We start from the raw sequence: 22,328 nt of genomic DNA, 5'->3' as shown, positions 1-22,328 counted from the left end.
AAGCCTCGTTCGGCTGAACAAGTCGAAGCCGATTGTTATGGTTTGGGGCCGTCGCGCATGCCGTCTGGAATGAAGCCTACGGCGCAAAGCCCAGAGTGCCCGCTTTGAAACCCGCGGGCGCACAACCGCTCGACGCTGTCTCCGCGGCGAAAGCCGGGCGACGTGTGCTGGTTGTGTCCCACGATCCAGCCTTTCCGCCGATCTCCGGCGCGGATCTGCGGAACTACCGCAATGCTGAGTCTGCTGCGCAATTCGGCCCGGTCTGCCTGGTGTCTGTGCTGCCGCAGGCGACGGAAACAACCGATCCGTCGATCCGCACCGAAGCCTTGTCGATCAAGGGAGAGGCCCGCTCCGCCTCGATCGGGTGGTGGCGTATAAGGGCGGAGCGTCGCATCTCGCGCGTCGCCTTGACGCGGCTGGAGACACTGGTTCGGGACTTCCGCCCGGACACGGTGGTGATCGAGGGTATCGGCCTGTTCAAGCTGCTGCGGCCTTTGCGGGCACTGACGAAACAGCTCATCCTCGACATGCACAATGTCGAGTCCGACCTGGCGGGACAGCTGCGGCACGTCGATGCGAAGCGGGCTGCGGTGGCGATGATCAGCGAGGGCCTTGGCATCAGGCGTCTCGAGAGAAAGGCGCTTGCCCTTGTCGACAGGGTCTGGGTCTGCTCGAGCCAGGATCGAGAGCGGCTGATGGCACTTTGTCGGCACAAGTTGCCGATCGATGTCGTTCCAAACGGAATTCCGCACGCCGGGCACAGCCCCGAAACGCTGCCCGCCGAGCCCGTATCCGACGAAGGCTTTCCGGTGATCCTGTTCGTCGGCCATCTCGGCTATCCGCCAAACGTCGATGCCGTCCAGAGGTTAGCCGGCTCCATACTTCCGCGCATCCGACTGGCCTTGCCGACCGCGACACTGATTCTCGCCGGGCGCAACCCGACAACGGCCGTGCAAGCGCTGGCAGGATTGCCTGGCGTGGAGCTCGTCGAAGACCCCGGAGACATGGCGCCGCTTCTGTCGAGAGCGCATCTCACCATCATCCCGCTTGCGGCAGGCGGCGGCACCCGCATCAAAATTCTGGAGGCGATGGCGTGGGGCGTGCCGGTGATCGCCACGCCTCTGGCGGCCGAGGGCCTGGACCTGGTCGGCGGGGAGGAACTGCTGCTGTCGGATACCGATGAAGGACTTGCCGAGACGGCTGTCGGACTTTGCCTGGACGCGGACGGCAGGGCACGGCAGCGCATCTGCGCGCATCAAGCGGTTTGGGCAAGGTTCGGCCCAGAAGCCATCCGCAATGCCGTCCGCGGCGGGCTGGGGCTGGACGAGGCTGGCACATGATCCCTCCCTCCACCAGATATGGAGGAGCGACGTCGCTCCACATCGCTTGCAGGAGCTCCGCTTCGCACCGCGTCCAACCGGAATTTCGTGGCCTGCCCTATCGGGATGCGTGCTGAAGCTCTTGCCGAATGGGGCCGAGATAGGTTTGCGGATGCAAGCGTCGCCAAACATGGTCCCGGTCGGTCAGATGCGCGACCTGCTCTATCCAGCGTCTCGGCGCATCGGGGTCCCTCACCTCGTGCCAGTCGTCGACGATAATGACAGGCAGGCCCTGGTAGAGCGGGTCGAGCGGCGAGGTCCTGGTGACGACGATGCAGCCGAGATAAAACAGCTCCCATGTCCTATGGCAGTCCAGGCCGTTGCCTTCGGTGGACAGCACGAGCGGGTATTGCGAGTACAGTTGCCAGATCGAGCGCTGCGAGACGCGTTTCGTCAGGAAATCGACGTGCGGACATCCGCCCAGGGCATCAAGCAGTTCCCGGCGCTGCCTCGAGCCATTGCTGATGCTGAAATCAGAGAACAGCCTGGGCGGACGGCGGTCCACATGATCCTGCCGGGCGCGTATGATTTCCAGTTGCTTCACAAGCCCTGCCGGCGTGGCAAGAGACCTAGGCGTGTGAAGATCGAGCCCGATCGGGAAAGGCTTCACCCTGGGGTGAGTGCCATCACAATTCTGGCTGTACCAGGAGACCAGGAAAGGGTTGGCGAGAAGCTGGTCGACGGTGTCCTTCGCCAGATCCGACGGCACCGAAGCATCCCCATCGGTCGTCAGCAGCGTGAATGGTGCCGTAATCGTCGGCAGCACGATCCTGACAAACGTGTCGAGGTCGCAGGTTTGCGCATCCCTGGACAAGGTGCTCAGGCGCAGCCAGACGATGCCATGCGCGCCGCTGTAATGTTGGCGGAAAAATGCCTCGCTCTGCGTAGATGCAGTTGGCGCGTTGCGATACCAGCGCGGCCCGGCGAAATCGCAGAAATGCCCGATGCCCTGCGACCACAGCACGGGCGGAACGCCAAGAAACCTTAGCGCCCTGGAGTAGACGGCTCTTTTGACAGCCCTTCGAAACCTGCCCATCGGCAACTCCTAGCGCGGATGCCAATAGCGTTGCAACGTCCTGCCTTGCACCGCCTTGAGCCGAACCAAGGCCAAAAATTTCGAACCGTCTGGCGGCATCGCAACTGGCTGACGATCTCGCCGGCTGCAGTGCCGCGGCCAACCCCCCGGCTCGGCCGGAGGCACACGGCGGTCTACAGACTTGGTTGTGGCAAAGGTCGAAGTGCTTGCGGTTCAGCGCAAGACCGCAGGTCTCAATCGTGCAATTCCCGCGATATCGGCGGACCGAGGGAGAAATCCGAGAACGTTACCTCAAAGCCTTCGCGTTGCGGCGAACAGCACATCATGCCGATATCGACCGTCTTCGAGGTCGGGAAATAGGCAAGCCGCACAGGCTTCCAGTGGCTCTCGGAAGCGTCGAGGTACTGGACGCGGATCGCCTCGGCGTGACGGGTCAACCGGATCCTGACGCCGTTCGGATCGGCATGAATGGCGACCAGCGACCAGTCTGACGTGTCGTTGGTGACGACGACGGAGAAATAGGCAAGGCCGTCGGTGTACTCGATACCGGCCTTGATCCAGTGCGTTTCGCTGAGCCGGACCATCAGCCCGGCCTGATCATAGAGGACCTCGTAGTCGCCCTTGACCGTGACTTCGGCGCTGAAATCGCCCTCGACAGGCCGGTGCAGGAAGTGGCCGTTGTCGCGCCAGAAACCGTAGAAAGTCTCGCGCCAGAAATCGGTCTCCTTGCCGGTGCGCACACGAACGCTATCGCCCTCGATGGCGTGGTGCGGCGGCGGGTTAAGCCAGGTCAGATCTTGCACTGTCATCCTTTCGCGCCGCTCCAATCCAGATGTGCATGGCGGTGTTGCCGGCATGGTCGGCAGTGACCGATCAGTCAGGCTGATCGGTCGACGGCCGATCAGCCTGCGAACGTATAGGCCGTCTTCACCGTGGTGTAGAACTCCGCCGCATAGTGGCCCTGCTCGCGCGGCCCATAGCTCGAGCCCTTGCGGCCGCCGAAGGGAACATGGAAATCGACACCCGCCGTCGGCAGGTTGACCATCACCATTCCGGCCTCCGAATTGCGCTTGAAGTGCGTGGCATGCTTGAGGCTCGAGGTGCAGATGCCGGAGGTCAAGCCGAAGGGCGTGTCGTTGGCGACGGAAAGCGCCTCGTCATAGTCCTTGACGCGAATGACGCTGGCGACAGGTCCGAAAATCTCCTCGCGCGAACTGCGCATGGCATTGGTGGCCTCGGTGAGCAATGCCGGCTGCAGGTAGAAGCCTGGCGTCTTGCGGTCGAGCCGCTCGCCGCCGAAGGCGAGCGTGGCACCTTCCCTGACGCCGATGGCGATATAGTCCTCGTCCTGCTTCAGCTGCGTCGCGTCGACGACAGGACCGATCTGGGTCTGCGCGTCGAGCGCATCGCCGATGACCAGTTTGCTCATGCGGTCCTTGAGGGCATCGACGAAACGGTCGTGAATGCCGTCAGCCACAATCAGCCTGGATGACGCGGTGCAGCGCTGGCCGGTCGAGAAGAAGGCGCCATTGAGCGCGCAATCGACGGCGATCGCAAGATCGGCATCGTCGAGCACGACCAGAGGGTTCTTGCCGCCCATTTCAAGCTGGAACTTGCGCATGTGTTCGATGCTTGCCGCGGCAACGCGCTTGCCGGTACCGACCGAGCCGGTGAAGCTGATGGCGTTGACGTCGGGGCTGTCGAGCATCGCCTGACCGACGACCGAACCCTTGCCCATGACGAGATTGAGCACGCCCTTTGGCAGGCCGGCGCGATGCAGGATATCGACGATGGTCCAGGCGCTCTCGGGAACAAGCTCCGCCGGTTTGAAGACGACGGTGTTGCCGTGGGTTAATGCCGGGGCGATCTTCCAGGCCGGAATGGCGATCGGAAAATTCCACGGCGTGATGATGCCGACGACGCCGACCGCCTCGCGCGTCATCTCTACGCCGACGCCCGGCCGCACGCTCGGCACGACCTCTCCGGTCAAGCGCAACGTTTCGCCGGCAAAGAAATCGAAAATCTGGGCGGCGCGAATGGTCTCGCCTATGCCTTCGGCCAGTGTCTTGCCTTCCTCACGCGCCAGATTGCGGCCAATCTCGTCCTTGCGCGCCATGATCTCGTCGGCGGTCTTTTTCAGCACCGCGTGACGCGCCAGCGGACCGGAGCGGGACCAAGCCGGGAACGCTGCCTTGGCCGCGGCGATCGCCTGCTGGGCCTGTTCGACACCCGCCGAGGCATAGTCGCCGACGATGTCGCCGGTATCCGAGGGGTTGATGTTGCGCGAACCGGCGTCGCCGACCCACTCGCCATCGATGAGGTTCTTTCGAAACAGCGTCATATCGTGTGTTCCTGCTTGTTGGCCGCGCGGGCATCTGTCTGAACTGGTATTTGCCAGACAATTGCCTCGCGGGAAAGCAAACAGTGAACCAGCAGCCGCGACAAAAATCCCCCCGCCTGCGCCGTGCGGATGGCGGGCGACGACATTGCCTCATTGAGCCTCGATGCGGCCAACATCCATGGTGCGTCGTCCGGCTTGGGCCGATTTCCTCTATACACTTCTGTCCATAGCCTTGATTTGCCTGAGGCAGCATGTCATGCGTCGTGCCGATGGCAGCTCTCGAAACGACGATTCAGCGCGCCGGCGCCACCGGCAATATCAAGGCCACTCGCGAAGACTGGCTGAAGCTTGCGCTCGAAACATTGATCTCTGACGGTGTCGAACGCGTCCGCGTGCTGACACTTGGACAGAAGCTCGATGTGTCGCGTTCCAGCTTCTACTGGTATTTCAAGAGCCGGCAGGATCTGCTCGACCAGCTGCTGGATTACTGGCGGCAGACCAACACCAAATTCATCGTCGAACGCGCCAGGCGGCCATCCGCCACCGTCATTCGCGGGGTGATGAGCATTTTCGAATGCTGGGTGGACGAAAGGCTGTTCGATCCACAGCTGGATTTCGCGATCAGGGCCTGGGCCCGCCGCTCGCCCGCCATCCGGCGCGCCCTCGACGAGGCCGACGAGGAGCGTGTCAACGCCATCCGCGACATGTTCATGCGCCACGGCTATGAGGAAGAAGACGCGTTCGTGCGAGCCCGCGTGCTGTACTTCATGCAGATCGGCTATTACTCGCTTGAGCTCAACGAGCCGATGAGCAGCCGCCTGCCTCACGTCGCCGGCTATCTGCGCAGCTTCACCGGCCAGGAGCCCCCGGCGGAGGATGTCGAGGACTTTTCGCGCTATGTCGAGAAGACGCTTTCGCGCAACCGATAGTACGGCCCGCCCGGCCGCCGCGGCTGACGATTTCGCTTAGCGCATCGCCCCAATAGCAAGCACGTTTGCTGCCGACAGCAGCAGAGGAGCCCCCTCTGCTGCATCGGCGCAGAGCGGAGTCATGGGCCGCTCATTCTATCGCCTTTCCAAGCTCTAGACACATATGTACAATACCAGTAGGGTACGCCACTGACTGGGTGGAGTGCGACAGGATGAAATCCCAATACAGGGCGATCGTCATCGGCGGCGGCGTGGTTGGAGCCTCGGTGCTCTATCACCTGGCGAAGTTCGGCTGGAGCGACGTCGCGCTGATCGAACGCGAGGTACTGACAGCGGGATCGAGCTGGCATGCGGCCGGCGGGTTCCATGCACTGAACGCCGATCCCAACATCGCCGCCCTGCAGGCCTACACGATCGACCTGCTCTCCGAAGTCGAGAAGGAATCGGGCCAGAGCATCGGCATGCACATGACCGGCGGCATCTCGGTCGCCTCGGCGCCCGAGCGCTGGGAATGGCTCAAGGCCTCCTACCGCATCTTCCAGACCATGGGCATCGACGATGTCCATCTGGTTGGCGTCGACGAAATCCGACAGCGCTGCCCGATCCTCAACACCGACGGCATGCTGGGTGGGCTTTATGCCGCGCGCGAAGGTCATATCGATCCCTCGGGCGTCGTGCACGCCTATGCCAAGGCAGCCAGGCTGCGCGGCGCCGACATTATCGAGCACAACCGCGTGCTGGAACTCAACCGCCGCGCCGACGGCGGCTGGGACGTGGTGACAGAGAAGGGCACGGTGATTGCCGAGCACGTCGTCAATGCCGGCGGACTGTGGGCCAAGCAGGTTGGCAGGATGGCCGGCATCGACCTGCCGGTATCGCCGATGGAGCACCATTATCTCGTCACCGAGGCGCTGCCCGAAATCCAGGCGCTGGACAAGGAATTGCCGCTGATCGTCGATCTCGAAGGCTTCACCTACATGCGCCAGGAGCAGAAAGGCCTGCTACTGGGTATCTATGAGGTCAACCACAAGCACTGGAACATGGACGGGGCGCCCTGGGACTACGGTATCGAACTGATCCAGGAAGACACCGACCGCATCGCCGACGAACTGGCGCTCGGCTTCAGCCGTTACCCCTGCCTGGAGAATGCCGGCATCAAGCGCTGGGTGAACGGTGCCTTCACCTTCTCGCCGGACGGCAATCCGCTGGTCGGCCCGGTGCGCGGCGTTCCCAACTACTGGGTGGCGTGCGGTGTCATGGCCGGCTTCCTGCAAGGCGGCGGCGTCGGCAAGTCGCTGGCCGAATGGATGATCCATGGCGAGCCGGAAGCCGATGTCTACGGCATGGACATCGCCCGCTATGGCGACTTCGCCTCCAACCGCGAATACATCAAGCAGACCACCGGGCAGTTCTATTCGCGCCGCTTCATCATGAGCTATCCCAACGAGCAGCTGCCGGCGGGACGGCCCTTGAAAACAGCCGGCGCGCATGACGCGATGGATGCCGCCGGCGCGCGCTGGGGCAATTCATGGGGCATGGAAGTGCCGCTCTATTTCGCGCCGCAAGGCTTCGTCGAGACACCGACGCTGAGGCGCTCCAACGCCTTCGACATTGTCGCACAGGAATGCCGCAAAGTGCGCGAAGGTGTCGGCCTGCTCGATATATCAGCCTTCTCGCGCTACGAGATCATCGGGCCGCAGGCCGAAGCCTGGCTCGACCGGCTGCTCGCCTGTGCGCTGCCCAGGCCGGGTCGCGCAAAACTCGCGCCGATGCTGGGTGAAAACGGCAAGCTCAAGGGCGACCTCACCGTCTTCAATTGGGGTGATGGCTCCTGGTGGATCATGGGATCCTACTATCTGCGCCAGTGGCATATGCGCTGGTTCGAGCAACATATGAGCGATGGCGTCACCGTTCGCGACATTTCGAACGCCGTCGTTGGTTTCTCGCTCGCCGGTCCCAATGCGCGAATGCTACTTGAGCGCCTCACACATCAGGACGTTTCGCACCAGGCGTTCGGCTTTCTCGCCTGCAGGACGTTCGATGTCGGACTGGTGCGGGCGAAGGTCGGACGACTGTCGGTCATCGGCGAACTCGGCTACGAGATTCATTGCCGGGCCAATGAGCACATGGGCCTGCGCCGCGCGCTACTTGCCGCAGGCAGCGATCTGGGAGTCACCGAATACGGCTTCAGCGCGGTCAATTCGCTGCGGCTCGAAAAGAGCTTTGGCATCTGGTCGCGCGAATTCACGCAGGACTATACACCTGATGAGACCGGCATGGACCGCTGGGTCGCCTTCGACAAGGGCGATTTCATCGGCCGCGAGGCGGCCCTGAAAGAGCAGAAGGCTCCATCGAGGCGCACGCTGGTGACGCTCGAAATCGACGCGGCGGATGCCGATGCCAGCGGCTACGAGCCGGTCTGGAACAGAGGCAGGCTGGCCGGCTTCGTCACCTCCGGCGGCTATGGCCATACGGTCGGCAAGAGCCTCGCCATGGCGCTGGTCGAGCGCGAAGCGGCCGATATCGATACGCCGTTGACAACCCACATCGTCGGCGTCGAAAGAGATGCGCGCGTCATCGCTTCGTCGCCATATGATCCACTGGGCAAGGCGATGCGGGCATGACCGATCGAACCGATTACGTCGGTGCGAAAGACCATTCGATGATCCACATTTCTTTCCGAACATCAGGCCTGTCCGGCACGTCATGACCACACGCTATTCCGCCCTGTCGCTGTTCAAGGAGGGCCTGGCTGGCCAGACCGGCTGGCAACCGGCCTGGCGATCGCCCGAGCCGAAGCCGTCCTACGACGCCATCGTCATCGGCGGCGGCGGCCATGGGCTGGCGACGGCCTATTACCTGGCAAAGAATCACAACATCACCAGGGTGGCCGTGCTGGAAAAAGGCTGGATCGGCGGCGGCAACACAGGGCGCAACACCACTGTGGTACGCTCCAACTACTATTATCCCGAAAGTGTCGAACTCTACGGGCTGGCGCACCAGCTCTATGAGGGATTGTCGAAAGACCTGAACTACAACGTCATGCTGTCGCAGCGCGGCATGGTCAATCTGTGCCACTCGACTGCCGAGATGGAGATCGGGGCGCGCACCGTCAACGCCATGCAGATCAACGGCATCGATGCGGAGTTGTTTTCACCTGACGATGTGCGCCGGGTAGCGCCGATCTATAATTTCTCAGCCAATGCACGCTTCCCGGTGTTCGGCGGCATCTGGCAAGGCAGGGCCGGCACGGCGCGCCATGACGCCGTCGCCTGGGGCTATGCGCGGGCGGCGAGCCGGCTCGGCGTCGACATCATCCAGAACTGCGAGATCACCGATTTCATCATCGAGGGCGGCCGCTGTCGCGGCGTCCAGACTTCGCGTGGCGCGATCCGGGCCGAGCGCATCGGCATGGCGGTAGCCGGGCATTCTTCGGTGCTAGCGGCCAAGGCCGGCTTCCGGCTGCCGATCAATTCCTATGCGCTGCAGGCCTGCGTGTCCGAGCCGGTCAAGCCGATCCTCGACACGGTGGTGCTGTCGCCCGGCTGCGGCGTCTATGTCAGCCAGTCGGACAAGGGCGAGATCGTCATCGGCGGCGGCCTCGACCGCATTCCTTCCTATGCGCAGCGCGGCAATCTGCCGACGCTGGAGGGGGTGATCGCCGGCCTTTTGGAGATGTTCCCGATCTTCGGCCTGCTCAAGCTGATGCGGCAATGGGCTGGGATCGTCGATGTCGTGCCGGATTCCTCGCCGATCATCGGCGAATCGCCGCTGCCCGGCCTGTTCCTCAATTGCGGCTGGGGCACGGGCGGCTTCAAGGCCATTCCCGCAGGCGGCACGCTGCTGGCAAACCTGCTGGCATCAGGCAAGCACAACGACATCAGCCGCCCGTTCGACCTCGATCGCTTCGCCAGCGGGCGGCTGATCGACGAAGCGGCCGGCTCCGGCATCGCGCACTGAGACAAAGACCAGAGGCAATCATGCAACTCTTTCCTTGCCCGTTCTGCGGCTCGCGTGACGAAACCGAATTCCACTATTGCGGCGACGCCGGCAATGCCAGGCCGGATGGCGCCGACGTGCCGATCGATCGCTGGGCAAACTATCTCTATCTGCGCACCAATCCGAAAGGCGCGGCGCGCGAGATCTGGGTCCACATGATTTGCGGCGAGTTCTTCGTCATGGAGCGGGACACCGTCACCCACAAGGTGCTGTCTTCGGCCGCTCTCGACGGGGAGCATGCCGCGTGACCGCCTCGCGTCTTGCCACCGGCGGCAGCGCCATCGACCGCTCGCGCCCGATCCGCTTCAGCTTCGAAGGAACCATCGTGCAAGGCTTTGCCGGCGACACCATCGCCTCGGCGCTGCTGGCGGATGACGTCGCGGTCGTCGGCCGCAGCTTCAAATACCACCGGCCGCGCGGCATCTGGGGCGCCGGCGTCGAGGAGCCGAATGCGCTGGTCGATCTCGGCGGCCCGCGGACGATGCCGAACACCCGCGCCACGACCGAGCCGGCGCGCGACGGACTGGTGGCGAAAAGCGTCAACGCCACGCCCAGCGCACTGGCCGACCGCAACGCCTTCCTGGACCGTTTTGCGCGCTTCATCCCGGCCGCGTTCTACTACAAGACCTTCATGTGGCCGGACTGGCACAGGTTCGAGCCGCGCATCCGCGCCATGGCGGGGCTGGGCACGGTCGATGCTGACTGGACCTCGCCCGGCATGGCCGACCAGATCAACCATCATTGCGACGTGCTGGTGGTGGGCGCGGGGCCGGCAGGGCTGGCGGCGGCAAGACTGGCGTCCGGTGCTGGCCTGACCGTCACACTGGTCGACGACCAGCAGAGCCCTGGCGGATCGCTCGGCCATCGTGCCGCGGAGATCGACGGCAAGCCGGCGGCCGTATGGGTCAAGGAGACGATTGCCGAGCTTGCCGCTGGCGGTCACCTCATCCTGCCTTCGACCACCGCCTTCGGCATTTACGACCACAATCTGGTCGGGCTGAATCAACGCCATTTCGACGGCCGGCCGGATACGCTGTGGCGGGTCAGGCCGCGCCAGATCGTGCTGGCGGCCGGCGCCATCGAGCGGCCGCTGCCTTTCGCCAACAACGATCTGCCGGGCATCATGTCGGCGGATGCGGCGTTCGCCTATCTCCGGCGCCACGCTGTGCTGGTCGGCCGCCGCATCATCGTCGCCACCAACAATGACAGCGCCTATGAGGTGGCGGGGGCGCTTGCCGAGGCCGGCGCCGAAGTCAGGCTTGTCGACATCCGGCGCAACGGCACGCCTGCCGCGCCGGCCAATGTCCGGTTGATCAAAGGGCGTTCTCTCGCATCCGCCAGCGGCAGACTGCGCGTCGACGGCGTGACGCTCGACGACGGCACGAGGTTCGATGCCGATTGCGTCCTGGTCTCCGGCGGGTGGACGCCGACCATCCATCTCTTCGGCCAGGCCAAGGGCAAGCTCGCCTGGAGCGATGCGCGCGCCGCCTTCCTGCCAGGCGATCCGGTCGATGGTATCTCCGTGGTTGGCGCCGCAGCCGGCGCGGTCTCCTTGTCGGAGGTGTTTGCTGGCGTGGGCAAGGCATTCGCCGGCAAGGAGAACTCGGCAACACCACGCAGCACCGGGCCGGAGGCGACGGGCGGCATAGTCGCGGCATGGCCAATACCGGGCTCTAAGGGGCGCATCTGGATCGATTACCAGAACGACGTGACGGTGAAGGACGTCGAACTGGCGGCGCGCGAAAACTTCGTCTCGGTCGAACATCTGAAGCGCTACACCACGCTCGGCATGGCGACCGACCAGGGCAAGACCTCCAACCTGCCCGGCCTGGCGCTGATGGCCGGTATCACCGGGCGTACGGTGCCGGAGGTCGGCACCACCACCTATCGTCCGCCGTTCACGCCGGTGCCGCTGGCAAGCTTTGCCGGCGCGCGCGTCGGCGAATTGATGGCGCCGGTGCGCCGGCTGCCGCTCGAAAATGTCCACCGTTCCAGTGGCGCCGTTTTCCAGGAATATGGCGGCTGGCTGCGCCCGGCTCACTATGGCGGCAACGGGGACGCGGAACGTTCGATCGCGGACGAGGCGCGCCGTGCCCGCCACTCGGTCGCGCTGTTCGATGGTTCGACCCTCGGGAAGATCGAGGTGATCGGGCCGCAGGCGGCCGCGTTCGTCGATTTCCTCTACTACAACACCATGTCGACGCTGAAGCCGGGCCGCTGCCGCTATGGCTTCATGCTGTCGGAGAACGGCGTGGTCTTCGACGACGGCGTTCTGGTCCGACTGGACGAGCATCGCTTCGTCGTCTCGTGCTCGTCCTCGCATGTCACTTTGGTGCATGCGCGGCTGGAGGAATGGCGCCAGGACCGCTTCGGGCGCGGCGCCGTCTACATCCACAACGCCACATCGGACATGGCGACGCTGACAGTTTCAGGACCGAACGCCCGAAAACTGCTCGAAGCGCTGGATCTCGGTCTCTCGCTCGGCGACGCCGATCTTCCGCATATGGCGATCGGTCATGGAACCTACGCCGGCAACGAAGTCCGCATTGCCCGCGTCAGCTTCACCGGCGACAGGAGCTACGAGATTTCGATCCGGGCCGATCGCGCCGAGCCGTTATGGGCGCATCTGCGCGAGGCCGGCCAGGCGCTCGAGGCCGTCGTCATCGGACTCGAGGCGCTGATGATCCTGCGGGCCGAGAAAGGCTTTATCGTCATCGGCAAGGACACTGACGGCACCACGCTGCCGCATGATCTCGGCGTCGACGGTCCGCGCGTCAAGCGCCAGACCGAGTTCGTAGGCCGCCGCTCGCTGTTCACAGAGGAGGCCTCGCGTGACAACCGCATGCAGCTTGTCGGACTAGCGGTGCCGCAAGGCGAAGCGCCGCTGGCCACCGGTGCGCATGGCATCAAACGGATCGACGGCGGATTGCACAGCCAGGGCTTTGTCACCTCGAGCTACCAGAGCCCGACGCTTGGCCGCGCCGTGGCGCTTGGCCTGATCGAGCGCGGCGCGGCGCGTCACGGCGAAACGATCGAAATCCAGCATCTCGGCAAGATCAGCAAGGCGACAATTACCGCCCCTTGCGCCTTTGACCCGGCAGGAGACCGGCTGCATGCGTGATCTCGCGGAAAAATGGTCTGTTGCACCGGACTGGCAGAGCGCGGCCATCACCACGCCGGGCCTTGCGATACGAGCCGTCCTCGACCTCAACCAGTTGATGGTCAGCGGCGACCTCGACGCGTGGACACGGGCTTCCAGCATCGGCGGGACTGGCGTGGGTGCCTTTGGTATCGCACAGGGCGACCGCTACGCGGCGCGGCTGGCGCGCGACCGGTTGCTCGTCGTATCGAAGAGCCCGCTCGCCATCGCCACGGGCTGGCATGCAGACGGGTTCGCGGTGACGGCGATCAGCGCTGGGTTGCAAATATTCGAGGCCGAGGGCATGGCGCTCGACGCTTTCATCGCGCGTGGAACGACGCTCGATCCCGCGAAGCCAAGTGCCAGTGCAGCACTTTCCTTCGCCGGCATCAGCGCCGTCGTCTATCGTCTTGACGGCAAGCTGCGCATCCATGTCGACCGCGGCCTTGCCACTTATCTCTGGACATGGATGGAAACGGCCGCCGGCAACATCGCGACCGGATCAGCCGACTAACCGGCGACACGTCAGAGCGTGAACGACCAAAACAGGCAGGCCAGCGTCGCGGCGGCAAAGACCACGAAGAACAGGCTGCGCAGCAGCACATTGCGGCGCAGCTCGTTCATGACGAAGTGACAACCGACGATCGCCGCGGCAAACAGGAACCGCCAGTTCAGCAGCGCCCACACGGCGCTGCCCTGCCCGAACGCCCGTCTGGCGACCAGACAGCCGACGATGGTCGCAAACAGCGCGATCACGGTCCAGAAAAGGGCGTCGGCGGCATGGGTCAGGACGATGCCGGCCGCCCTGATCGGCAGGATCATCATCAGCATCGCGCTGAAGAAATAGACAGCGGCAATCGGGATGAACACGCCGGCGTCGGCAATGCCGTCAAGGCGCCTGACGCCGATCGCGCCATAGGGATAGCCGTGCCTGGCCACAGCCAGGCTCAACGCCATGAGCAAGGCGGTCAGCACGGCGACCAGTGCGAAGGATGTGAGGGCTTTGCTCATGACGTTCCTGTCCCAGACGAATCAGACAGGAACGTTTTTAGCGGGCGGTCGTAAATTGCGGGTAAGCGAGGGCGCTGCCCTCGCCTGTTTCGATCGCAATCTGGTGACAAAGCCTATTCAGCGGCGATCCTGCCGGCCGAGCGGTTGGCCAGCACGAAGCCGACCTCGTCAACCGCCTGTGCCGCACGCTTCAGGATCGCCTCGGAGCGCAGCACACCGTCGGTGAAATCCTTGTCGGTGGCGTAGACGGCGGTCGGCAGCGCGAAAGCCTCGAAGAAGCCGAACAGCGGCCGCAGCTGATGCTCGACGATCAAGGCATGGCGCTCGCCACCGCCGGTCGCCGTCAACACGATGGGCTTCCCCCGCAGCGCTGCCGGATCGATCAGATCGAAGAAATGCTTGAACAGGCCGGTATAGCTGCCCTTGTAGGTCGGCGAGCCGACGACGAGCACGTCGGCGGCGAGGATTTGTTCCAGGATCGCGCGCGCCTGGCCGTCGAGATCGCGGGCCCATTTCGCCGTGCCCAGCGACGGGCCGAGATCCTCGATATCATAGGTGCTCGCCGATAGGCCGTGGCTGGCGGCGATGTCCCTGGTGACCAGGTCGACGAAGGCGCGCGTCTTTGACGGCCTGGTGATGTTGCCGGAAAAGCCGACGACTGTTGGATTTGACATGGCAGTGGGCCTCTTGGATGGTCGAAGGTTTGACGTGGCAGGCCGCCCGCCCGCCGGTGGGAATCAGCTCCAGGCGTGCAGCGGCGGATTTTCGCCGTTGAGGAAATATTTGCCGAGGATGGAATATTTCCAGCGCACCGGATCGTGCAGCGTGTGCGTGCGCGCGTTGCGCCAATGCCGGTCGAGATTGTATTCGGCCAGCGTCGAGCGGGTTCCCGCAAGTTCGAACAGCCTGTTGGTTGCGGCAATGGCGATCTCGGTCGACAGGATTTTTGCCTCGGCGGTGACGATCTGGGCATGCGCGACGGTCTCGGCGGTCGGATCGATCACTGCCCGGTCGATCGCATGACCGGCCTTTTCGAGCAGCGCCTGCGCCGCGTGCAGGCGCAGCGTCAGGTCGCCGATGGCCTGAATGGTGTAGGGATCGTCCCAGGCATTGTCGACGCCGCTGTCGATCCAGGCGCGGCTTTTGGTCCTGACGAAATCGACGGTCTCGTCGATCGCCGCCTGGGCGATGCCGGTGTCGACCGCCACCTGGATGATCTGGAAGATGGCGCCGTCGGCGGTCGGCCTGTCGTAGCCCTTGTAGCCGGGTACCAGATGGGTCTTCGGCACCTTGACGTTGTCGATGATAACGGTGCCGGACAGCGTCGTGCGCTGGCCGAAGCTCGACCAGTCGTCGATGACCGTCAGCCCGGGTGCGGCACGGTCGGCGATCGCATACCAGGCGCGGCCCTCGTCATCGAGCGCCACGATCGGCACGAGATGGGCAAGCAGCGCGCCGGACGAATAGAATTTGCGGCCGTTGACAACCACATGATCGCCGGCATCGGTGAAGCGGGTCTCAAAATCGGCGGCGCGCTTGGAGCCGAACTCGGAAAAGGCGTTGCCGAACCGCGTGCCTTTCAACGCTTCGGCAAACAGCAGCTTCTGCTGGTCCGCGTCGGACACGGTGCGAATGGCGGCGACAACACCGAGATGGTTCTGCGCAACCTGGCCGATCGAGGAATCCGCCGCCGAGATGATCTCGATTACCTTCGCCAACGTCGCATAGGACACCTCCGGCCCACCGAATGCCTTGGGTACATTGATCGACCACAGGCCGCTTTGCGAAAAGGCATCGAGTTCGGCGACCGGCCAGATCCGCTCGCGGTCGCGCTGGGAGGAGTCCTTCACGAATTCGGCGGCGAGTGCGTGGGCAATCGCAATCGCCTCGGCATCATCCTTGATGATGTGCGCTGGGGCGGTCGGCCTTGCGACTGGCGGCACGGCGGCGGAAGCCTTGTCGGTTTTGACGGTCGAAACGGTCATTTCACTGCTCCTTGGGATTTTGGCTCAGGCAACGGCGTGGAGATGGGCGGGCTTGGTGGCGGGTGACACCTGTTGCCCGGGGGTTGATTGACCGAGATAGAAGGCTCTGATGTCCTCGCGCTGGCGAAGTTCGACGGCAGCGCCGGCGAGAACGGAAACGCCGTTTTCGAGCACGGTGGCGTGGTCGGCGTATCTGAGCGCGACCGCCGAGTTCTGCTCGGCAACCAGGATCGACAGGCCGGTCTCGCGGTTGAGTTTTTTCAAGCTCTGGAAGATGTCCTGGACGATGAGCGGCGCGAGTCCCATCGACGGTTCGTCGAGAACCAGCAAACGCGGTCGCGACATCAGCGCCCGGCCGATGGCGGTCATCTGCTGTTCACCGCCGGAGGTCAGGCCGGACAATGTCCGGCGCTTCTCCCTGAGGCGCGGGAAATAGCCGTAGATCCGTTCGAGATCCTCGTTGATCTCGGCGCGGCTGCCGCTGCGGCCGATGCCGCCGGCGATCAGATTCTCCTCGACGGTGAGGCTTTTGAAGCAGTGGCGGCCTTCCAGCACCTGGACCAGCCCGGCGCGCACCAGATCACCCGGTTTGCGGCGCGAGACATCGGACCCTTCATAGCGGATGGTGCCGGCATTGACCTGGCCACGTTCCGCCGGCAGCAGGTTGGAGACGGCCTTCAGCGTCGTGGTCTTGCCGGCGCCATTGGCACCGAGCAGCGCCAGGATCTGACCGCGCCTGAGCTCGAAGCTGACGCCATGCAGCGCCGTGATGGCGTGGTTGTAGGTGGCATGGACCGTGTCCACGGCAAGAATGACGTCATCGTTCGGCATAGGCTGTTCTTTCGCGGTTCGAAAACCGAACAGGTCGGGCGCCACGGAAACTTGGTCCGCGACGCCCGGCACTGACTGATCAGTTGGTGGTCACAGCATTGGCATCGTCGGCGGTACGCAGCTTGATGCCCTTCTCGGCGGCGTAGGCCTCGGCGGACTTCTCGATGATCGGCCGCAGCAACGCCCAGTCCGGCGCGATCCAGTCGGAGACGACGTTCCACTTCCTGCCGTCCCACTGCTGGAAGGTCACGTAGCCTTCGCCTTCGTGATTGTCCCAGCTGACGTTGATCGAATGGAACAGATCCTTGGCGCCGAGCGCCTCGACCTTGGCCGGATCGAGCTTGAGATGCTCGAAGCCCCAGCGGACCTCGTCGCCGGTCAGCGTGCGGTGGCCGAACTTCTCCTGCGCGACCCGGATCGCCTCGACATTGAGGATGCCGTTGACGATGCCGAGATTGTGGTAGACTGAGCCGATGCGCGCCTTGTCTTCAAGGTTGCCCTTGGAGGCGCCGTAGACCGTCTTCACGATCTCCTGCACCACCGGATAGGAATTCCCGGAAGCCTGGGTGGTGATGGCGGTATAGCCCTTGGCGGCGTCGCCGGCCGGGATCACGTCCTCTTCCGAATTCGACCAGACATTGCCAACGATGTGGTCGACGGGATAGCCGACCTTCACCGCCGTCTTCAGCGCCACCGGGTTCATCACGCCCCAGCCGCGCAGGACGACGAAGTCCGGCTTGGCGCGGCGGATCGTCAGCCACTGGGACTGCTGCTCGTTGCCGGGATGCGGCACCTCGATCTGCTGCACGGTGAAGCCGTATTTCTGCGCCAGCAATTCATAGATCGGGATGGTTTCCTTGCCGTAGGGCGACCCATGATAGAGCACGACGATCTTCTTGCCCTTCAGCTTGTCGATGCCGCCTTCCTTCGAGGCGATGTAGTTCACGATGCCTGATGTCTCGCTGTAGGGATTGAGCAGGAGCGGGAAGACGTAGGGGAAAACGCGCCCATCTGTGGAATCGGTTCGGCCGTGATTGACGGTGATCAGCGGCACCTTGTCGGCGGTGATGCGATCGATCATGGCATAGGCGATGCCGACCGAGAGCGGGTTCCAGGCGGCGGCACCGGCATGGCTCTTCTGCCGCTCATAGCATTCGACACCACGCTCGACCTCATACTGGGTCTCGCATTCGTCCCAAGTCAGTTTGACGCCGTTGACGCCGCCGTCACGGATGTTGATGAGGTTGAGATAGTCGATGAAGCCGCCGAAGAAGCCGGTGCCGCCGGCCGCGTAAGGCCCGACGCGATAGCTCTGCAGCGGAAAATATTGCTCGTCGGCGTGCGCGGCCGGTAAGGCCACCGACACGATCATCGCCGCGGACAGCGCCGCCGCCTTGATTGTGCTGAGGAAAGTCATGGTCGAGATACTCCCGGTATGGGCCGTCTTGGGTTCGGCCCCTTGTTCATTTTCGGATTGGATTCATTTTCAATGCATCAGCTCAAGTCGACTGCCAGGCGAACAGGAGCCGTCTTCGGACCCTGTCCCACAGCGCCACCAGCCCGTCAGGTTCAAGGATCAGAAACAGGATGATGAGCGCGCCCAGCACGATGCGCTGGCTCATGTCGAGCACGCCCGAGTCGAAGAGATCGCCAAGCAGAAAGCCGCCGAGGCGCGACAGAGCGAGTGGAAAGACCACGATGAGGGCGGCGCCGAAAAACGCGCCGCGGATCGAAGCCAGACCACCGATGATGATGATGAACAGGATCTGGAACGACCGGTCGAGATCGAAGCCGTCCGGCTCGACCGTTCTGAGATAGGCGAAGGCCCAGATGACGCCGGCAACCCCAATGATGAAGGACGAGATGGCGAAGGCCAGAAGCTTGGTCTTCAGGACCGGAATGCCGATGATGCGGGCGGCGGTTTCATTGTCGCGGATGGCGATGAAGTTGCGCCCGGTCTGCGACGAGACCAGCCTATAGGCAAGGAAGGTGAGCACAGTGACGATGGTCAGCGCGAACAGATAGCGGCCGATGGCGCCGTCGAGCGCGAAACCTGAAATCGACAGTCTCGGCGCGTCGATGACGCCGGACGCCGAGTTGTTGGAAAACCAGCTGAACTTGGTCAACGCCCATTGCACGAAGAACTGCGCGGCAAGGGTCGAAACCGCGAGATAAAAACCCTTCAGGCGCAGGCTCGGCAGGCCGAAAACGACGCCTATCGCGGCCGCCACTATGCCGGCCAGGAAGATGCTGCCGACCAGCGGCAGGCCTTCGACACGCAGGTTGAAATTATAGGCGGCAAAGGCGCCGGCCGCCATGAAAGCAGCACTGCCAAGCGACACCTGGCCGGCATAGCCGGTCAGGATGTTCAAGCCCACGCCGGCAAGGCTGAGCGCCAGGAAAGGCAGCAGGATGGCCTCGAACAGATAGCTTGAGCCGATCAGCGGCACGACGCCGTAAGCGAAAGCGAGCAAAAGCACGGGCACGACCCATTTCGGCAGCACCGGCGCGGCGGCGAAATCGCTTGTTATCGCGGTCATCGTTCAGATCCTCTCGACAAGCTTCTGACCGAACAGGCCGGAAGGGCGGATCAGCAGGAAGACGAGCGCGACGACATAGGCAAACCAGCTCTCTATGCCGCCGCCGAAATAGTCGCCGATATAGACTTCGGCGAGCTTCTCGCTGGCGCCGATCAAGAGGCCGCCGACGATGGCGCCGAGGATGGAATCGAAACCGCCGAGCACCAGCACCGGCAGCGCCTTGAGCACCACCAGCGACAGCGAGAACTGCACGCCGAGGCGTGCGCCCCACAGCAGTCCGGCCACCAGCGCGACGAGGCCGGCGGCGGCCCATACAGTGGCCCAGATCAAGGGTAGCCTGAGGCCGACCGCGAGTGCCGCGAACTGATCGTCGGCGACTGCGCGGAAGGAGAGGCCGATGCGGGTGTAGCGGAAGAACAGCGACAGCAAGAGGACCATGCCGGAAGCAACCACGGCCGCGAAAATATCGAACTGGCTGATCAGCACGCCGCCGATTTCCAGCGGCACGTCCTCGATGCCGAGATCGAGGCCGTGGACCTGCGTGCCCCAGATCAGCTGGGCAGCGCCTTCGATGATGTAGGACAGGCCAAGCGTCGCCATGAACAGGGTGATCGGCGGCTTGTTGGTCAGTGGCCTGAGCACCGTGCGCTCGATGGCGATGCCGATCGCCACCATGATGGCGAAGGTGACCACCAGCGCCAGCGCGAAGGGAATGCCGCGCTCGGAAAGGCTGACGAAGGTGAGTGCCGCAAACAGCAGCATCGCGCCTTGCGCGAAATTGAGCACGCCCGAGGTCTTGTAGATGAGCACGAAGCCGATCGCGACAAGCGAATACATGACGCCTGAGAGCAGGCCTCCGACGAGCACTTCGATGAAGAACTGGTAGTCGAAACCGGCGATCATATGCCTGCCCCGTCTTCATTGTCCGAGGCGACGCCGAGATAGGCATCGATGACGCGCTGGTCGTTCCTGACCTCATCGGGCGTGGCGTCGGCGATCTTGCGGCCGTAGTCGAGAACGGCGATGCGATCGGACAGACCCATGACGACGCCGACATCGTGCTCGATCAACACCACCGTGGTGGCGAAACGATCGCGCGCGGCACGGACGAAAGCCGCCATCTCGCTCTTTTCGCTCGCTGTCATGCCGGCCATCGGCTCGTCGAGCAAAAGCAGGCGCGGCTCGGCCACCAGCGCGCGGGCCAGTTCGACACGCTTCTGCAGCCCGTAAGGCAAGGTGCCGACAAGACGGTCGCGAATGGCGGTGAGATGGAGGAATTCGAGGACCTGTTCGGCACGGCTGCGTGAATCGCGCTGCTCGCCACGCGAGCGGCCGATGCCGAGCACCTGGCCGGCAAAGTTGGAGCGAACCTTGTAGGCAAGGCCAGAGGCGACATTGTCGAGGACGCTGAGGCCCTTGAACAGTGCAAGGTTCTGGAAGGTTCTGGCGACGCCGAGATGGGCCAGCCGCTGCGTCGGGACCTGGGCATAGAAGGTACCGTCGAGCTGGACATGGCCACGATCCGGCCTGTAGACGCCGCTGATGACGTTGATCAGCGAGCTCTTGCCGGCGCCGTTAGGGCCGATGATGGCGCGGATCTCGCCTGGTAGAACCGACAGGTCGATATCGGCAAGTGCGACGACGCCGCCAAACGACAGGCTTATGCCCTGAAGCGCGAGCAAGGGAGAGGCGGCGTCGGCAACGGACCCTGCCGGCCTGGCGGCATCTTCGAACGACTGCTCCGACCGCAGGCCTGACGGCAAGCCGCGTGCAAAGACTTCCGGCGCATAGACCGAAGCGTCCATCACTCCGAGCGTATAACTGGGCAACGGCATTCCAATCGTCCTCGATTAGGCGCGCAAAATCCTATTGCCGCCCGACGGATCAGCGCGCCGGGCAAGCTTCATGTGTGCAGGCCGGCGCCTGTCCGGCGTGCCTATGGGGTGACTACTCCGCCGCCAGCGACGCCGCCGCCTCGGCATCTTCCAGTTCGCGAACGAGTGGGATGACATGCTTGCCGAAATACTCGACCTCTTCCTGGAAGTGCAGGAAACCGAGCAGGATGAGATCCGCACCCGCGCGCTTCAGGTCGACGACGCGTTGAGCGACCTGCCTGGGGGTGCCGATCAGGTTGGAGCGGAAGCCGTCATTGTACTGGACCAGGTCGTCGAAGGACGATTTCGCCCAATTGCCCTCACCTTCCGGCGAGGCCTTACCGGCGTTCTTGACCTCATGGCCGAAAGCATTGACAGCCTCGGGATTGGCCTTGGCGATGATTTCGGCGAGCACTGCTCTCGCCTCGTCCTCGGTCTCGCGAACGACGGCGAAAGCGTTGACGCCAACCTTGACGGAATGGTTGTTGGCCTTCGCCTTGATCCTGATATCGTCGACCTGCTTGGCGATTTCGGCCGGCGTGTTGCCGTTGGTGAAGTACCAGTCCGAGACGCGCGATGCCATGTCGCGCGCGGCGCGCGACGAGCCGCCCTGGAAGATTTCGGGCAGCGGCTTCGGCGGCTTCGGCTTCAGCGAATATTCGTTGAAGCGGTAGAAATCACCACGGAAGGTGAAGCTGTCTTCAGTCCATATTCCGCGCAGCGCACGAATGAATTCTTCCGAGCGGCGGTAGCGCTCGTCATGGTCGAGCCAATGCTCGCCAATGGCGTGGAACTCGCCGCGGAACCAGCCGGAGACAAGATTGATCGCGACGCGGCCGTTGGTCAGGTAGCTGATGGTGGCGATCTGCTTGGCCGCCAGCGCGGGGTTCCATGGCCCGGGCAGGATCGCGGCGATGACCTTGAGCGTGGTGGTCGCCGCCAGCAGATCATGGCTGAACGCCACCGATTCATGCTGTTCGTCGGCGCCGTAGCCGGCGGTGAAACGGATCTGGCTGAGCGCGTAGTCGAAGCCGGACCTCTCGGCGATCTGCGCCAGCTTGCGGTTATACTCGGCCGAATGGTTGGTGCGCTGCTCGATGTTGGAGATCACCAGGCCGCCCGAAACATTCGGCACCCAGTAGGCAAACTTGATCGCGTCGGTCTCTGCGTGTGCCATGAAATGTCTCCCATTCAGGCCGTGTCATTGATCGATCCGGCCGCAGCCGGACTTCGCCGATATTTATTATGTTTATAGAATATATAT

The 22,328-nt window shown here is 63.6% G+C and carries 19 protein-coding genes; 7 read left to right on the top strand and 12 right to left on the bottom strand.

The features are described 5' to 3' along the window. The first annotated feature begins 173 nt into the window (after positions 1–173). Complete coding sequence (locus AC0L24_RS11520; protein ID WP_473563722.1) at positions 174–1,340, top strand: glycosyltransferase family 4 protein; 1,167 nt, start codon at positions 174–176, stop codon at positions 1,338–1,340. Between the two features lie 97 nt (positions 1,341–1,437). Here AC0L24_RS11520 and AC0L24_RS11515 read toward each other — a convergent pair whose 3' ends face one another. From AC0L24_RS11515 to AC0L24_RS11505, 3 genes are all read right to left on the bottom strand, one after another. After that, positions 1,438–2,415, bottom strand: a complete 978-nt coding sequence (locus AC0L24_RS11515) for a hypothetical protein (RefSeq protein WP_127266937.1) — start codon at positions 2,413–2,415, stop codon at positions 1,438–1,440. 233 nt (positions 2,416–2,648) lie between these two features. After that, positions 2,649–3,224 (bottom strand): DUF1349 domain-containing protein, encoded by a 576-nt coding sequence (locus tag AC0L24_RS11510; protein WP_292680706.1) that lies wholly within the window; start codon positions 3,222–3,224, stop codon positions 2,649–2,651. 92 nt (positions 3,225–3,316) lie between these two features. Then, positions 3,317–4,756 (bottom strand): aldehyde dehydrogenase family protein, encoded by a 1,440-nt coding sequence (locus tag AC0L24_RS11505; protein ID WP_128307112.1) that lies wholly within the window; start codon positions 4,754–4,756, stop codon positions 3,317–3,319. 269 nt (positions 4,757–5,025) lie between these two features. Between AC0L24_RS11505 and AC0L24_RS11500 the strand changes: the two genes are divergently transcribed. The 6 genes from AC0L24_RS11500 (at position 5,026) to AC0L24_RS11475 (ending at position 13,337) form a co-directional block, all read left to right on the top strand. Next, positions 5,026–5,685: a TetR/AcrR family transcriptional regulator gene (locus AC0L24_RS11500; RefSeq protein ID WP_164748900.1), complete on the top strand. Its 660-nt coding sequence runs from the start codon at positions 5,026–5,028 to the stop codon at positions 5,683–5,685. Between the two features lie 212 nt (positions 5,686–5,897). Next, entirely contained in the window at positions 5,898–8,309 is a 2,412-nt protein-coding gene (locus tag AC0L24_RS11495; protein WP_292695592.1) for a GcvT family protein, read from the top strand. A gap of 82 nt (positions 8,310–8,391) precedes the next feature. After that, a complete protein-coding gene (locus AC0L24_RS11490) occupies positions 8,392–9,645 on the top strand; it encodes a sarcosine oxidase subunit beta (protein ID WP_127397886.1) in 1,254 nt (417 codons plus the stop codon). Positions 9,646–9,665: 20 nt separating this feature from the next. Next, positions 9,666–9,932 carry a sarcosine oxidase subunit delta gene (locus AC0L24_RS11485; RefSeq protein WP_473563721.1) on the top strand — a complete coding sequence of 89 codons (267 nt, stop codon included), beginning with the start codon at positions 9,666–9,668 and terminating at the stop codon, positions 9,930–9,932. Next, entirely contained in the window at positions 9,929–12,805 is a 2,877-nt protein-coding gene (locus AC0L24_RS11480; RefSeq protein ID WP_473563720.1) for a sarcosine oxidase subunit alpha family protein, read from the top strand. The genes AC0L24_RS11485 and AC0L24_RS11480 overlap by 4 nt, the downstream gene beginning before the upstream one ends. Next, positions 12,798–13,337 carry an aminomethyltransferase family protein gene (locus tag AC0L24_RS11475; RefSeq protein WP_127395877.1) on the top strand — a complete coding sequence of 180 codons (540 nt, stop codon included), beginning with the start codon at positions 12,798–12,800 and terminating at the stop codon, positions 13,335–13,337. The genes AC0L24_RS11480 and AC0L24_RS11475 overlap by 8 nt, the downstream gene beginning before the upstream one ends. Positions 13,338–13,348: 11 nt before the next feature. Here AC0L24_RS11475 and AC0L24_RS11470 read toward each other — a convergent pair whose 3' ends face one another. From AC0L24_RS11470 to sfnG, 9 genes are all read right to left on the bottom strand, one after another. Then, positions 13,349–13,834 (bottom strand): hypothetical protein, encoded by a 486-nt coding sequence (locus AC0L24_RS11470; RefSeq protein WP_473563719.1) that lies wholly within the window; start codon positions 13,832–13,834, stop codon positions 13,349–13,351. 113 nt (positions 13,835–13,947) lie between these two features. Next, on the bottom strand, positions 13,948–14,508 hold the full coding sequence (msuE, locus tag AC0L24_RS11465) for an FMN reductase (RefSeq protein ID WP_127256266.1): 561 nt from the start codon (positions 14,506–14,508) through the stop codon (positions 13,948–13,950). A 63-nt stretch (positions 14,509–14,571) separates the two neighbouring features. Continuing rightward, positions 14,572–15,819 (bottom strand): SfnB family sulfur acquisition oxidoreductase, encoded by a 1,248-nt coding sequence (locus AC0L24_RS11460; protein ID WP_127395876.1) that lies wholly within the window; start codon positions 15,817–15,819, stop codon positions 14,572–14,574. A gap of 24 nt (positions 15,820–15,843) precedes the next feature. Next, positions 15,844–16,650 carry an ABC transporter ATP-binding protein gene (locus AC0L24_RS11455; RefSeq protein ID WP_473563718.1) on the bottom strand — a complete coding sequence of 269 codons (807 nt, stop codon included), beginning with the start codon at positions 16,648–16,650 and terminating at the stop codon, positions 15,844–15,846. A gap of 79 nt (positions 16,651–16,729) precedes the next feature. After that, entirely contained in the window at positions 16,730–18,067 is a 1,338-nt protein-coding gene (locus tag AC0L24_RS11450) for an ABC transporter substrate-binding protein (RefSeq protein WP_127808171.1), read from the bottom strand. Positions 18,068–18,149: 82 nt separating this feature from the next. Then, complete coding sequence (locus AC0L24_RS11445; RefSeq protein WP_127328846.1) at positions 18,150–19,190, bottom strand: branched-chain amino acid ABC transporter permease; 1,041 nt, start codon at positions 19,188–19,190, stop codon at positions 18,150–18,152. 3 nt (positions 19,191–19,193) lie between these two features. Then, a complete protein-coding gene (locus tag AC0L24_RS11440; protein WP_127395873.1) occupies positions 19,194–20,093 on the bottom strand; it encodes a branched-chain amino acid ABC transporter permease in 900 nt (299 codons plus the stop codon). After that, on the bottom strand, positions 20,090–21,025 hold the full coding sequence (locus tag AC0L24_RS11435; protein WP_127808172.1) for an ABC transporter ATP-binding protein: 936 nt from the start codon (positions 21,023–21,025) through the stop codon (positions 20,090–20,092). The genes AC0L24_RS11440 and AC0L24_RS11435 overlap by 4 nt, the downstream gene beginning before the upstream one ends. Before the next feature lie 112 nt (positions 21,026–21,137). Further along, positions 21,138–22,241 carry a dimethylsulfone monooxygenase SfnG gene (sfnG, locus tag AC0L24_RS11430; RefSeq protein ID WP_127808173.1) on the bottom strand — a complete coding sequence of 368 codons (1,104 nt, stop codon included), beginning with the start codon at positions 22,239–22,241 and terminating at the stop codon, positions 21,138–21,140. Between the last annotated feature and the right edge of the window lie 87 nt (positions 22,242–22,328).

It is taken from the genome of Mesorhizobium sp. WSM4809 (assembly GCF_055811655.1).
This window is presented reverse-complemented; position numbering and strand designations above follow the sequence as displayed.

Coding starts and splice junctions, on each gene's coding strand:
- AC0L24_RS11515 (WP_127266937.1), bottom strand. CDS start 2,415: ATGGGCAGGTTTCGAAGGGCTGTCAAAAGAGCCGTCTACTCCAGGGCG.
- AC0L24_RS11510 (WP_292680706.1), bottom strand. CDS start 3,224: ATGACAGTGCAAGATCTGACCTGGCTTAACCCGCCGCCGCACCACGCC.
- AC0L24_RS11505 (WP_128307112.1), bottom strand. CDS start 4,756: ATGACGCTGTTTCGAAAGAACCTCATCGATGGCGAGTGGGTCGGCGAC.
- AC0L24_RS11500 (WP_164748900.1), top strand. CDS start 5,026: ATGGCAGCTCTCGAAACGACGATTCAGCGCGCCGGCGCCACCGGCAAT.
- AC0L24_RS11495 (WP_292695592.1), top strand. CDS start 5,898: ATGAAATCCCAATACAGGGCGATCGTCATCGGCGGCGGCGTGGTTGGA.
- AC0L24_RS11490 (WP_127397886.1), top strand. CDS start 8,392: ATGACCACACGCTATTCCGCCCTGTCGCTGTTCAAGGAGGGCCTGGCT.
- AC0L24_RS11485 (WP_473563721.1), top strand. CDS start 9,666: ATGCAACTCTTTCCTTGCCCGTTCTGCGGCTCGCGTGACGAAACCGAA.
- AC0L24_RS11475 (WP_127395877.1), top strand. CDS start 12,798: ATGCGTGATCTCGCGGAAAAATGGTCTGTTGCACCGGACTGGCAGAGC.
- AC0L24_RS11470 (WP_473563719.1), bottom strand. CDS start 13,834: ATGAGCAAAGCCCTCACATCCTTCGCACTGGTCGCCGTGCTGACCGCC.
- msuE (WP_127256266.1), bottom strand. CDS start 14,508: ATGTCAAATCCAACAGTCGTCGGCTTTTCCGGCAACATCACCAGGCCG.
- AC0L24_RS11460 (WP_127395876.1), bottom strand. CDS start 15,819: ATGACCGTTTCGACCGTCAAAACCGACAAGGCTTCCGCCGCCGTGCCG.
- AC0L24_RS11455 (WP_473563718.1), bottom strand. CDS start 16,650: ATGCCGAACGATGACGTCATTCTTGCCGTGGACACGGTCCATGCCACC.
- AC0L24_RS11450 (WP_127808171.1), bottom strand. CDS start 18,067: ATGACTTTCCTCAGCACAATCAAGGCGGCGGCGCTGTCCGCGGCGATG.
- AC0L24_RS11445 (WP_127328846.1), bottom strand. CDS start 19,190: ATGACCGCGATAACAAGCGATTTCGCCGCCGCGCCGGTGCTGCCGAAA.
- AC0L24_RS11440 (WP_127395873.1), bottom strand. CDS start 20,093: ATGATCGCCGGTTTCGACTACCAGTTCTTCATCGAAGTGCTCGTCGGA.
- AC0L24_RS11435 (WP_127808172.1), bottom strand. CDS start 21,025: ATGCCGTTGCCCAGTTATACGCTCGGAGTGATGGACGCTTCGGTCTAT.
- sfnG (WP_127808173.1), bottom strand. CDS start 22,241: ATGGCACACGCAGAGACCGACGCGATCAAGTTTGCCTACTGGGTGCCG.